The organism is Gammaproteobacteria bacterium (assembly GCA_022450155.1).
Lineage (GTDB): Bacteria > Pseudomonadota > Gammaproteobacteria > Arenicellales > UBA868 > REDSEA-S09-B13.
On record JAKUQR010000015.1, the window covers coordinates 1 to 12,392 of the forward strand.

12 protein-coding genes are annotated in these 12,392 nt (G+C 57.0%); 2 read left to right on the forward strand and 10 right to left on the reverse strand.

All coding sequences use genetic code 11. The annotated features are described in order from the left end of the window. On the forward strand, window positions 1–99 hold a 99-nt coding region (locus tag MK323_09525), incomplete at its 5' end, for a glycosyltransferase family 2 protein (protein ID MCH2482398.1). 19 nt (window positions 100–118) lie between these two features. On the opposite strand, the gene MK323_09530 is transcribed toward MK323_09525, so the two are convergent. Next, window positions 119–595: a glycine zipper domain-containing protein gene (locus MK323_09530; protein MCH2482399.1), complete on the reverse strand. Its 477-nt coding sequence runs from the start codon at window positions 593–595 to the stop codon at window positions 119–121. A gap of 216 nt (window positions 596–811) precedes the next feature. Next, window positions 812–2,005 (reverse strand): urate hydroxylase PuuD, encoded by a 1,194-nt coding sequence (locus MK323_09535; protein ID MCH2482400.1) that lies wholly within the window; start codon window positions 2,003–2,005, stop codon window positions 812–814. Window positions 2,006–2,148: 143 nt separating this feature from the next. Here MK323_09535 and MK323_09540 point away from each other — a divergent pair, with 143 nt between their 5' ends. Continuing rightward, entirely contained in the window at window positions 2,149–3,438 is a 1,290-nt protein-coding gene (locus MK323_09540; GenBank protein ID MCH2482401.1) for a glycosyltransferase, read from the forward strand. A gap of 5 nt (window positions 3,439–3,443) precedes the next feature. Here MK323_09540 and MK323_09545 read toward each other — a convergent pair whose 3' ends face one another. From MK323_09545 to xdhC, 8 genes are all read right to left on the reverse strand, one after another. Further along, a complete protein-coding gene (locus MK323_09545; protein MCH2482402.1) occupies window positions 3,444–4,628 on the reverse strand; it encodes an aminopeptidase P family protein in 1,185 nt (394 codons plus the stop codon). A 69-nt stretch (window positions 4,629–4,697) separates the two neighbouring features. Beyond that, window positions 4,698–6,050 carry an 8-oxoguanine deaminase gene (locus tag MK323_09550; protein ID MCH2482403.1) on the reverse strand — a complete coding sequence of 451 codons (1,353 nt, stop codon included), beginning with the start codon at window positions 6,048–6,050 and terminating at the stop codon, window positions 4,698–4,700. Between the two features lie 86 nt (window positions 6,051–6,136). Then, window positions 6,137–7,213 carry a BMP family ABC transporter substrate-binding protein gene (locus tag MK323_09555; GenBank protein MCH2482404.1) on the reverse strand — a complete coding sequence of 359 codons (1,077 nt, stop codon included), beginning with the start codon at window positions 7,211–7,213 and terminating at the stop codon, window positions 6,137–6,139. A 49-nt stretch (window positions 7,214–7,262) separates the two neighbouring features. Continuing rightward, window positions 7,263–8,186, reverse strand: a complete 924-nt coding sequence (locus MK323_09560; protein MCH2482405.1) for an ABC transporter permease — start codon at window positions 8,184–8,186, stop codon at window positions 7,263–7,265. Between the two features lie 2 nt (window positions 8,187–8,188). Beyond that, window positions 8,189–9,256 carry an ABC transporter permease gene (locus MK323_09565; protein MCH2482406.1) on the reverse strand — a complete coding sequence of 356 codons (1,068 nt, stop codon included), beginning with the start codon at window positions 9,254–9,256 and terminating at the stop codon, window positions 8,189–8,191. Beyond that, window positions 9,243–10,781 (reverse strand): ABC transporter ATP-binding protein, encoded by a 1,539-nt coding sequence (locus MK323_09570; GenBank protein ID MCH2482407.1) that lies wholly within the window; start codon window positions 10,779–10,781, stop codon window positions 9,243–9,245. The genes MK323_09565 and MK323_09570 overlap by 14 nt, the downstream gene beginning before the upstream one ends. An 83-nt stretch (window positions 10,782–10,864) precedes the next feature. Continuing rightward, on the reverse strand, window positions 10,865–11,344 hold the full coding sequence (locus MK323_09575; GenBank protein ID MCH2482408.1) for a nucleoside deaminase: 480 nt from the start codon (window positions 11,342–11,344) through the stop codon (window positions 10,865–10,867). A gap of 7 nt (window positions 11,345–11,351) precedes the next feature. Continuing rightward, a complete protein-coding gene (gene xdhC / locus MK323_09580; protein ID MCH2482409.1) occupies window positions 11,352–12,386 on the reverse strand; it encodes a xanthine dehydrogenase accessory protein XdhC in 1,035 nt (344 codons plus the stop codon). Window positions 12,387–12,392: the final 6 nt, after the last annotated feature.

Below are 12,392 nucleotides of genomic sequence, written 5' to 3' on the forward strand. Positions count from 1 at the left end.
TCCTATGCAGGACGCACCTACGAAGGAGGTAAAAAGATTGGCTGGCGCGACGGCCTCAGAGCGCTGTGGTGTATCGTCCGGTATAACCTCGGACCGTGAACTGCAGCCGGGCGCCCGATCAGTTCATGATCTTCCAGCTGCCGTCTGCCTGACGGCAGGCCGTGCCGTAGCCCTGATGGGTTTCACCGCCGACGACGATCTCAGTGGTGAATTCACGGCAGGGCGTGCCATCGGAGGCGACTACGGTTTTAGTCGGGGAGGTGCTGCCGCTGTGACCGGTGTTCGGATTGTTCCACGTCGACGTCGCCCCGTCCGTTGTACTCTCCAGTGATATCTGCAGGTTCTCGCCGGCAAGCAGTCGGTCTTTTTCATCCAGCTGTGCACCGATCCGGTCACCCGCTACTGCGCCGAAAGCAGCGCCCAGCATGACAGCGAGGTTCTTGTGTTTGTGGCCTTTGCCCAGACCATAACCGAGCACGGCGCCCAACAGGGCACCAGTCGCGGCACCAGACTGCTGTTTGTTGATGGTGGTTGAACAACCGCCGAGCAGCAGGCTTGCGCTGATAATTCCGACGACGATACCGTTTGTTTTCATGTTGATGCTCCGGTGAATGGGCTTTGTTTCTGCGTAAATCACCTGGTGGGCCAAAAGAATCCTGCTGGTTCGGCCGCACCAGTGCACACGTGAATGCGTCTATTTTACAGCGTTCGCGGTGATTGGAATGTGGTAAATGCCTGGGTTTTTCAAACCGCCTGACGCTCAAACACAGATGCTGGCCAGTGCCAGCTGAGTGCACAGTGGGCTAAGGCCTTAAGGCCGTAGCTGCCGCCGCAGCCAGGTGCCGAGTTCGGCGCGTTCGGTGTCCGTCATTCCGGTGGCGTTGCCAAGCGGCATGGCCTTGCTCAGCACAGCCTGTGCCATCACCCGCTCAGCTGCCAGGATAACGGTTTCCCGGACGTCGAGTGTCAGCCCCGCGGGCGGGCTCTTAAATCCACGGTGGGTGGGCGTTGCGGCATGACACGCGACGCAGTGCATCTGAATGATGGCCAGGGCGCGTCCATCGGAGACCGATTCAGTCAGGGGCATCGTCTGTCGCGTCGACAGGAAAATCGCGAGCACGACGCCAAGCAGGACAGCCAGGGGCCACTGCCACAGCAGTGCAGAACCACGGGCGCCGGTGTGCCAGGTGTTGAAAAAATGCCGAACCACGCCGCCGATCAGCAGAACGAGTGCGATCACCAGCCATCCCCAGGTGGCTTGGCCTGCGAACAGAAGGGGGTAATGGGCACTGACCATCAACAACAGCACCGGCAGGGTCAGGTAATTGTTGTGCAGCGAACGCTGTTTGGCTTGTTGCCCGAGTTCGGCAGCTGGTTGCCGGCCCGCTTTCAGATCAGCAACTACTTTTTTCTGGTTGGGGATAATAATGAAGAACACGTTGGCAGACATGATGGTGCCGATGACTGAGCCCACGTGTAAGAACGTTGCCCGGTCACTGAAGAGCTGGCTAAGGCCCCAACTGACCAGTACGATCAGAACAAATACTGCCAGGGCGAGCGGACCTGTGTGCCTGCCAACCGTTGATCGGCAGAGCAGATCGTAAACAAGCCAGCCCCCGGCGAGGAAAGCAAGACTGACCATAACCGCAATCGGTACCGAGATATCTGCACGGTCCCGATCGATGAGGAAAGTTTCTGCGCCGAAGTAATACATGACCGCCATCAGTGCAAAGCCCGACAGCCAGGTGAAATAAGCTTCGTACTTGAACCAGTGCAGTTCTTCGGGCAGCTGTTCGGGTGCAACCATGTACTTTTGTACGTGGTAGAAACCGCCGCCGTGGACAATCCAGGACTCGCCGTCGACACCTGTCGTCAATTGCTGGCGACGTCGCAGGCTCTGGTCCAGCCAGATGAAATAGAACGAGGTACCGATCCAGGCGATGCCCGTGGCCAGGTGTAACCAGCGGATAAAAAGTCCAGCCCAATCCTGCCAGGCGATTTCCATATTTGATCAGCTCCGGGTCGGGGTGCCGCCTGGGCGCACAGAGAATGTTCTAGAATTGGACTGTAGAACAACGCTCGACGGCATGCAAAGTACAGCGGTCTGCCCGTCATTTGACGATCGATATCACAGGAGCCCTCCCGGGTATGAACGGCAAACTGATCGCATTTTTCCCAGAGGCGGCCTTTGGCCCGGCACTCAACTCGGTTGGCATCGCGCAGGCCTGCGAAAAACTGGGGCACAAAGCTGTGTTTCTAACCGATCCGGGAATGGGTGGTGTATACCAGGGCTACGGCTATGACGAGCACCTGGTCAACATGTCCGAGCCGATGCCGCCGGAAGAAATGGCCAAGTATTGGTCGGATTTCATCAACGGCCATATTCCAAATTTCGATCTTTCACCGTACGAGCAGATCGATAACTACGTGAAAGAGTGCTGGGAAGCTATTGTTGATACGTCGATCTGGGCGGAGAAAGAACTGCCGGATATTCTTGAGACGCTCAAGCCCGACATGGTCTGTGTGGATAATGTGGTCCTTTTCCCGGCGATCAAGCGCTACGCACAGACAGACAACAAACCTTGGGTGCGCATCATCTCGTGCTCAGAAAACGAGATACCCGATCGTGACATACCCCCCCACCTGTCCGGATGTGGTGCGGATGACCATGACTGTCATGCGCGTTATCTGTCACGCTTTAACGAGATCGTGGGTCCGATTCATGAACGGTTCAATACCTTTCTCCAACAATGCGGCGAACAACCTTACCCGCTTGGCGAGTTCTTCGAGGCGTCTCCACACATGAATCTGTTGCTCTACCCCGAACCGGTCAAATTCAACCGGCGCGAGCCCCTGGACCCGGAACGGTTTCAATATCTGGAGGGCTGTGTGCGGGATGAGGCGGACTATGAACTGCCGGTCTTCGATGCAAACAACGATGCACCGTTGCTCTACGTGAGTTTTGGCAGCCTGGGATCAGGTGACACCACATTGCTGAAGCGGTTGATGAATGCGGTGTCCAAGCTACCGGTCCGCGCTCTTTTTAATGTGGGTGACTACGAAAGCGAGTACTCCGAGATTCCAGCAAACATATCGATCGCATCCTGGTACCCACAGCCGTCTGTCATCGCACAGACCGATGCGGTAATTCACCATGGCGGCAACAATTCATTTAACGAGTGCCTTTACTATGGCAAACCTGCCCTGATCATGCCCTACGTATGGGATGGGCACGACAATGCAACCCGCCTGCAAGAGACCGGTCACGGCCTCCATCTGCACCGTAACGAGTGGAATGATCAGGAACTCGCTGACCGCATCGTGACATTACTGAATGATCAGCCGATGCAAGCCAGGCTGGCGGAAACTTCCGCGCACATGCGCAGCCGCCACGGCCCGACCAAGGCGGCGGGTATTCTCAACGACCTGTTGGACTGAGGCTGTCAGTCGATCACGATCACGTCGTTACGGAATCGGGTCAGTGGCTCGTTGCCGTTTTCGGTGATCAGAAACATGTCGGCGTGTTTGAACCCGCCGACACCGTCTACAGAGATCATCGGTTCCATAGACATCACCATATTGGGCTGCAGAACGTAATCGTTATAAGGACGAATTTCTCCGAGTTCATCACGGCCATACCAGTAACCCATGATGCCGAATGAATGACCGGTGCCAAAGGTTCTGTTCTCCAGCAGGTCGTGTTGTTCATAGATTGGATTGATGACGGCGTCATCGATGTCGCCGAGCCGTACACCGGGTTTGAGCGCGGCAATGCCGGCATGATGGACCTCAACCTGGATCTCAAAGTACTTCTGTACCTCGGCTGATATCGGCCCAAAGACCAGGCTTCGTTCCAGCAGGTGGTAATAGCCCAGGATCATCGGAAATACGTTCAGGCTGAGCAGATCGCCGCTGTGCATCTGTCGATCGGTGTTGAGTCCATGAGCGACTTTGGTGTTTTCAGGGCCCGACTGTGCCCAGCAGAAGGTGCCATCGCATTCATGGCCGGGAAAACGGCGGCAGATTTCCTCTTCCATGGCGGTCACTGATGCCCGGGCGACTTGCACCTCAGTCACGCCGTCATGGACAGCATCGACAAAAGCCTGTGCGCCGAGATCACAGATTTCGGCCCCAGCCCGAATCAGTGCGATCTCTTCATCCGATTTGAGCATCTGCTCACACATCATGGCATAGCCCATTTCAACGAATTCGAGATCAGGAAGTGCAGTGCACAATGCCTTGTGCATGGTGATGCTGACATTATCTTCCTCAATTCCGATCCGCCCACTCGTGATGCCACGATCAAGCAGGACCTGTCGCGCCAGGCCCACCCAGCCGTCTATTGCACTGGCATTGTCAGTGTAGATCCGGATGTCCCTGAAATTGCTGCCATCACCGACCATTTTGGCAGGCCGGTCGTATTCAATATGGGGTGCAATCGCGGCGGGTTCATTCTCTCTTGGGATCACCAGCCCTTGTTCGCGGCCCCAGGGGATCATCCAGAAATTACTGTAATACAAGGTGTTGTGGACTGAGGTGATAAGGACCGCCTCGACGCTTTGATTGTCCATGGCGTGACGCAGGTTCGCCAGACGTCGGTTCATTTCCTGATCGGAAAAATAGCCCATCAAGAATCTCCTGGTAGTTGTTATGCTGCAGTCAGGCTGAAAGTCGTGACGGTGAGGTGATGCTGATGATCATTCAAGCCCCGCCCGGTTGCGCAGCCGCCGGGCCAGCGCACTGTGTCTTGCAACAAGATCGACCTCATCGATGTGGCTGGCCCGGCCGTTTTCCACCTGCCACTGACCGGCGATCATGACGCGATCGGCCCGGTGTGCACCACATTGGACCAGCGCTGCGAGCGGGTCGTCGTGTCCCGAGTGCCGTAGCTCATCGAGTTTGAACAGCGCGATGTCGGCCTGCAGACCCGAGTCGATGCGCCCAAGGTCATCGCGTCCCAGACACCGGGCACCACCTGCCGTAGCCCAGCGCAGGGCATCCGTGTGGCTGACAGCTGCAGAACCTGAGTTGAACCGTTGCAGCATCAGGGCTGCCCTGACTTCTTCGATCGCGTTGGAGGCATCATTCGATGCCGACCCGTCTACCCCCAGGCCGACAGGACTGCCGGCCTGTTCCAGTGAACACGCAGGACAGAGTCCCGAGGACAGCAGCATATTGGAGTGCGGACAGTGGCTGACCGCCACACCCGCCTGGCCCAGCCGGGTGATCTCACTGTCTGAAAAATGAATGCCATGGGCCAGCCAGGTCCGCGCCTGAAGCCAGCCACATTGGTCAAGATAGTCTAGCGGACGCATACCTAAACGGGCTTGGCAGTAGTCGTTCTCGTCCTTGGTTTCTCCCAGATGGGTGTGCAGCCGCAGGTCAAGTTTTTCAGCTAGAAGTGCAGATTGTTGCATAACCTCTTGGGATACCGAAAACGGCGAACACGGTGCGAGCGCGATCTGGGTCATCGCACCAGGACCTGATTGGTGATATGCACCCACCACCCGCTCGCAGTCGGCCAGAATGGTGTCCGGATCCTGGACGACGCTGGCGGGCGGGAGGCCGCCGTCGTCTACGCAAAGGTCCATTGAGCCGCGTGTCAGCACCACCCTCAGTCCGATCTGCCTCGCCATTTCGACCTGGACATCGATTGCCTTTTCAAGGCCTTTCGGGAACAGGTAGTGATGATCCGCGGCCGTGGTGCAGCCGGATAGCAGCAGTTCGGCCAGCGCCAGTTCAGTGGCTGCCGCAAGCATTTCCGGATCCAGGTGGGCCCAAACGGGATAGAGGGCGCCGAGCCAGTCGAACAGTTCCTTGTTCAGGGCTGTTCGCAGCGAGCGTGTGAGCGTCTGATAAAAATGGTGGTGGGTATTGATCAGCCCGGGCAGCACAACATGGGAAGAGGCATCGAACGTAGTGTCCACCGGTGCTGTGGGCGCTTTCCCGGCTGGAATCAGTTCTGTTATGAGCTGATTTTCAACGACGAAACCGCGTTCGGCATTGTCCGCATAGATGGCCAGTGGATCACGAATCCAGGTGCGGGACATGCTTATCTTTTCTACATTGGTCGAGGTACAGAAAACCCGCTCCCGAATCCGGGAGCGGGTCTGTAAATACAACAATCAGCGAGTACTTAATCCGGCAACTTGTCGTCGACGCCTTTGACGTAGAAGTTCATTCCAGCCAGCATGCCGTCGTCGGCTGTTGCACCTGTCGGTACTACGAGTTCGCCGGCCTGGTTGTAGATGGGGCCGGTAAACGGATGAAATGCACCTGTTCGAATCGACTCTGTCGTTTCGCGTGCCATCGTGGCGATGTCATTTGGCATGTTGGTAAACGGTGCCATGCCGACCATCCCGGGTCCCATTCCGTTCCAGGTATCCCCTGAAGTCCAGGTTCCCATCAAGACATCAACCGTTCGTTTGACGTAATACGGTCCCCAATTATCGAGAACTGCGGTTAACTGCGTATCTGGGGCAAACTGGATCATGTCAGAGGCTTGTCCGAAAGCGTTGATCCCGCGAGCCGCTGCTGCCTGAAGCGCCGCAGTACTGTCCGTATGTTGCGTAATGATGTCGGCGCCCTGGTCCATTAGCACCTTGGCGGCATCTGCTTCCTTCGGTGGATCAAACCAGGTGTAAGCCCACACGATTTTTACCTTCATGTTCGAATTTATCGATTGCGCACCGAGCATGAACGCGTTGATGCCACGTACGACTTCAGGAATCGGGAACGAAGCAATGTAGCCGATGATGCCACTCTTGGACATCTTGGCGGCAATCTGGCCTTGCACATAACGGCCTTCGTAGAAACGTGCTGAGTAGGTTGAGACGTTGTCGGCCCGTTTATACCCGGTGGCATGCTCAAATTTGACGTCGGGGAATCGTTTGGCGACCTTGAGTGTTGGCTCCATATAGCCAAAGGACGTGGTAAAGATCAGTTTGTGCCCAGTTTCAGCCAGCTTGGCAATCGCACGCGCGGCATCGGGTCCTTCTGGCACACCTTCAACGTAGGTCGTCTCCACATGATCACCGAGCATATTGTCGATCATCAGTCGGCCCTGATCATGGGAATAGGTCCAGCCATGATCCCCCGGTGGGCCAATATAGATAAATCCAACTTTCAACTTGTCTGCAGACGCAGTAGTGATCGCGCCGAGACTCAACACGGCTGCAAAAATCACTACGACCAGTTTGACGAGGTACTTCATTTTCAATTTCCTCCATTCATGGTGAGAGTTCCAACAGATGTCATTCTGCTCAACGCTCGGCCCGGAACGGCCGGCCCAGACAGGCTGGGGCGTTGAGGCGAATCTTAATGGCATCCCTGGAGATCAAGACTAATACAACTATGGTTGCAATGTAAGGGAGCATTGACATAAAAGCAGCAGGAATACCGAGGCCAGCTGCCTGGGCATTCAGCTGAAGAATCATGATGCTGCCAAAGAGGATCGCACCAAACAGGACTCTTTCAGGTCGCCAGGTGGCGAAAACCACCAGGGCAATGGCTATCCAGCCGCGTCCGGCCGCCATATTTTCTGCCCACAACGGGGTATACACCAGCGACAAGTAACCACCTCCCAGACCTGCCATCAATCCGCCAAAGGCCACAGCGGTGTAACGGATCAACACCACAGGATAGCCGATGGCGTGGGCGGATACATCGGAGTCGCCCACCGCTCTCAAAATCATCCCCGAGCGTGAACGGTTGAGGAACCAGGCCACGCCGGTCAGAAGGATGAGGCCCAGATATACCAGGGGATCGTGTCCGAACAACAATGGGCCCACAACCGGCAGATCCGAAAGCACAGGCAGATGAATAGCCGCAATTCTGTCGATGGTTTCTCCGACATAATCGAAACCGAACAGCGCCGACAGGCCTGTACCGAATATGGTCAGCGCGAGGCCAGTCGCAACTTGATTTGAAAGCAACGTGAGTGTAAGGAACGCGAAGATAAGCGATGCAAGTATGCCTGAGGCTCCGGCTACCAGAAGTCCGAGTGGCGCGTTTCCGGTCACTGCGGCTGTGGCAAAACCAAATACTGCACCAATCAACATCATGCCTTCCACACCCAGATTCAGCACTCCAGAGCGCTCGCAGATGAGTTCGCCGGTGGCAGCGAACACCAGCGGTGTCGCTGCAGTCATCATCGTCATCACGGAAGCAATAATGAGTTCAGGCATGGTTACTCCGTGGCTCTCGAGCTTACGATGATCCGGTACCGGGTGAAGAGATCAAACGCGAGCAGATAGAACAGGATGATGCCCTGGAAAAGGCTGGTCACGGCTTTGGGCAGTCCCGCCGATATCTGAGCCCCTTCGCCACCGATGTAAGTGACTGCGATCGCGATGCCCGCCAGCAGAACCCCCAGCGGGTGGAGGCGACCCAGGAAGGCAACAATGATGGCGGTGAAACCGTAGCCTGGAGAAATGTTCGGCACCAGTTGCCCAATGGTGCTGGTCGCTTCGATCACGCCGGCCAGACCGGCAAGTCCGCCACCAATCAGCAGAGACTGCCAGATCATTCGGTGACCATGAACACCCGCGTGACGGGCGGCCAGTGGGGCTGATCCAAAGACCCGGACGGTGAAACCAAATCGGGTCCGGGCCAGGATGAACCAGGCGATAAAAGGAACAGCCAAAGTGATCAGCGTGCCCAGATGCACACGCTTACCCGAAAACAGGAGCGGCATGGTAGCGGCGTCCGGAAACAACCGGGTGCCCGGAAATCCCCAGCCTTGGGGGTTACGCCACGGACCCTGCACCAGGTGAACGAGCAGCAGCTCTGCGACATAGACCAGCATCAGTGAGACCAGTATCTCGTTGGCATTAAATCGGGTTTTCAGCAGCGCAGGCACTGCAGCCCAGGCCATCCCGCCAAGCGTACCGAGCACCAGCATCGCCGGGAGCAGCAGGGTGCTTTCACTTTCGTAGAAGTAAACAGCCAGACCGCCGCCGGCAATTGCTCCGGCAATGTATTGGCCTTCGGCACCGATGTTCCAGATGCCGGCGCGAAATCCGAACGACAGTCCGATTCCGATCAGAATGAGTGGGCCTGCTTTGACCGCAACCTCGGAAAGTCCCGAGGTGGTCGTCAGCGGCTCCACAAAGTAGATATAGAGCGCTGTCGAGGGATCCTTGCCCATGGCCAGGAATATCACGCCACCCGTAATCACCGTCAGCACGAGGGCCATCAACGGCGACAGCCAGGCGGCGGCAAACGACTGCGTGCTTCTGGGTTCAAGCCGCAACATGATCTACCTTGGGCTGAACTTCGTGTCGGACCCCCATCAATAAACCGATATCTTCAGGGCTGACTTCATCGATAGGTGTTGTGACCGAGAGGGTGCCTTGGGAGATGACAGCGATCCGGTGGGATAGCAGAAAAACCTCATCGAGGTCCTGAGAGATCATCAGCACAGCGGCCCCTGCACTGACCAGCCGCTGGATTTCTTCGTGTATCGCGGCAGCAGCGCCAGCGTCCACACCCCAGGTGGGTTGCGACACCACCAACAGGCTGGGTTGCTGCAGGATCTCCCGGCCCACAATGAATTTCTGCAGATTACCGCCTGACAGACTGCTGGCCAGTGCATCGACACCGGTGGTGCGCACGTCGAAGTTCTGGACCACCTTTTGCGTAAATCGTGTGACCGCCGGCCAGTCGATCAGGCCCCGGTGGGAGAAGTTCATACGCGTATCACCGGTAAGGTAACTGTTGTCTACCAGTGTCATGTCGGCGACGGCCGCGTGACCGATTCGTTCTTCAGGTACGAACACCGCGCCCAGGGACCGCCGTGCTGCCGGATTAAGGCCGATCGCGTCCGTGCCGAGTATCCTGATGGATCCAGCCATCGGCGAGCCGGTTTCCCCTGACAGAGCACCCATCAGTTCGATCTGTCCGTTGCCGGCAATTCCGGCGATTCCAAGTACTTCTCCGGCCCGGACTTCCAGACTGATATCGGTGAGGTTTACACCATGGGCCAGATCGGAGCGCACCTTGAGACCTGACACCGCCAGATGCACTGACGAACCGCTGTCGTTTGGTGACAGACGTGAGACCTGCCGCAATTTTCTGCCGATCATTTTCTCGGCCAGCGATCGTGCAGTCTCCTGCGCCGGGAGGCAATCATCGACCCGGCGTCCACCACGCAGGATCGTCGCCCGATCACACAATGTCCGGACCTCTTCAAGCTTGTGGCTGATATACAGAATCGCCCGGCCCTCTTGAGCCAGCGTACGCAGGGTTTCAAACAGGATCTCGGCTTCCTGCGGTGTGAGTACTGAGGTGGGTTCATCCAGTATCAGTAGTTGCGGGTCTTGTAGTAGACAGCGAACGATCTCAATCCGCTGTCGCTCACCCATAGACAGATCATAAACGTGGCGGTCAGGTTGCAATGCCAGACCGTAGGCACTGGCGGTTTCCTGCAGCCGTGCTCTTAAGTCTTCAGGATCTTCAGGGGGCAGGGCCAGCGCGATGTTCTCCAGTGTGGTCATCGCTTCGAACAGGGAAAAATGCTGGAACACCATCCCGATGCCCAGTGTCCTTGCCTGGGCTGGATTTGCGATCCGCGTCACCTTGCCTTGCCAGCGAATATTTCCCTGGTCTGGACGCAACACGCCATAGATGATTTTGACCAGGGTGCTTTTGCCGGCGCCATTTTCACCGAGCAGGGCGTGAATCTCGCCGGCCGCAACATCCAGATCGATGTTGTCGTTGGCGATGCAACCCGGGAACGATTTACAGACGCCGGTCAGTGACAGCAGCCGTTGTTCAGTCACTCGTTCGATCCTTGGTCAGTGGTGCTGGGTGTGTTGGTCATTCCAGTGCGATGCTTGAGTGCCGCCCAGTAGCAGCCAGCAGATCAATAGGGGATCTTATCCTGTTTTTCTGTCCACTCGCGCATCGCTTGTACTGCCTCTTGATTTGGGCAATGGACAAGTGGAATGCGCCGATCGGTTAGATCACGGGTGACCTCCTGATAGATTTCCGCATCATCGAATCCAATCCGGGCAGCATCGTTGCGGGTGTTTGCATAATAGATGCGGCTGATCCGGGCCCACCAGATCGCGGCAAGACACATCGGACAAGGCTCGCAGCTGGTGTAGATCAGCGCGCCCTCAAGGGTAAAGGACCCAACCCGGCTGCAGGCATCCCGTATAGCGACAATCTCGGCGTGGGCGGTTGGGTCAGCGGTAGACGTCACTCGATTCCACCCCTCACCGAGGATGCTATCGTCACGGACAACAACGGCCCCGAATGGCCCGCCTTCGCCAGCAAGCATTTTCTGCCGTGATATCTCGGCGGCACGCTGCATATAAAGGTGATGACTGTCTTGATCCATGATGCGCTCAGTTCGCGGTGGGAGTGATGTTGGCGCCCTGCACGGAAGGCGTGAGGTCGAGCGTAGCGGACTTCATGTTCAGCGTGAGTACTTCAGACAGTGCAGCCAGGGCAATCACGCCGGGTTCTTTCCCCTTCGGGCCGGAACTGCCGATGGGGCTGGTCAGCCGGGCCAGAGACTTCTCCGGAACATTGTCTTTTCTTAAGCGGCTACGGAATCGATTTGCCTTGGATCGGCTACCGATCAGGCCGACAAAGACGGCACTATTTTGTGTGAGCAGTGCATGGCACAAGGTGTAGTCCAGTTCGTGACTGTGTGTCATGACGAGAGCGGCTGAGCCTGACGACACCCTGGCCGCGGCTTCTTCGGCCGAGTCCATACCCATGACTTCGATATTATCTGCGTTCGGGATGAGCGCTCGTTGATTGGCTCTGCCATCGATGACAGTCAGGCGAAGCGGCAGTTGTGTTGATAGGGTGGCGACGGCTTGACCGACATGACCGGCACCAAACAAAAACAGACTCAGACGGGTATCGGTGAGCAGCTGAAGATGTACGCCAGTTATGCCCGACAGGGCGCCATCGTTTGTGATGATCCGGGGTGTGGCAGCGGGCTCATTTGACTGGAACAGTACGCTGTATTGGTTGTCAGCTACCCGCGCCGATTCAGCGGCCTGCGCCAGCCAGTCAGTTGCTGACATGTCGAGGGGTTCGAGCATCAGTGTGACATGACCACCACAACACTGCCTGAGGTCCGGACCCAGTGCACAATGCAGTGAACTACGCTGCCAGGTACCGTGTCCAGCCAGCATCGCCCGGGCCGCTTCTTCGGCCAGCCGTTCAAGTTCGCCGCCGCCCAGGGTGCCGGACTGTTTGTCATCTGAGACCAGCATCCAGGTGCCGCTGTCCCGAGGCGTCGATCCCTTGTCCGCGGTGACCATGATCAGCACTGCACGCCGGCGTTCTGTGATCAGTCGCTGCGTCGTGCCGATCCAGTCAACCGGTCCACACGCACTCATCGATGAAAGATTGACGGTATTCATTGGCAG

Bases quoted from the DNA above. Each gene is read 5' to 3' on its own strand.
- MK323_09555 (MCH2482404.1), bottom strand. From the start codon at position 7,213: ATGAAGTACCTCGTCAAACTGGTCGTAGTGATTTTTGCAGCCGTGTTG.
- MK323_09535 (MCH2482400.1), bottom strand. From the start codon at position 2,005: ATGGAAATCGCCTGGCAGGATTGGGCTGGACTTTTTATCCGCTGGTTA.
- MK323_09545 (MCH2482402.1), bottom strand. From the start codon at position 4,628: ATGGGCTATTTTTCCGATCAGGAAATGAACCGACGTCTGGCGAACCTG.
- MK323_09550 (MCH2482403.1), bottom strand. From the start codon at position 6,050: ATGTCCCGCACCTGGATTCGTGATCCACTGGCCATCTATGCGGACAAT.
- MK323_09560 (MCH2482405.1), bottom strand. From the start codon at position 8,186: ATGCCTGAACTCATTATTGCTTCCGTGATGACGATGATGACTGCAGCG.
- MK323_09575 (MCH2482408.1), bottom strand. From the start codon at position 11,344: ATGGATCAAGACAGTCATCACCTTTATATGCAGCGTGCCGCCGAGATA.
- xdhC (MCH2482409.1), bottom strand. From the start codon at position 12,386: ATGAATACCGTCAATCTTTCATCGATGAGTGCGTGTGGACCGGTTGAC.
- MK323_09530 (MCH2482399.1), bottom strand. From the start codon at position 595: ATGAAAACAAACGGTATCGTCGTCGGAATTATCAGCGCAAGCCTGCTG.
- MK323_09540 (MCH2482401.1), top strand. From the start codon at position 2,149: ATGAACGGCAAACTGATCGCATTTTTCCCAGAGGCGGCCTTTGGCCCG.
- MK323_09565 (MCH2482406.1), bottom strand. From the start codon at position 9,256: ATGTTGCGGCTTGAACCCAGAAGCACGCAGTCGTTTGCCGCCGCCTGG.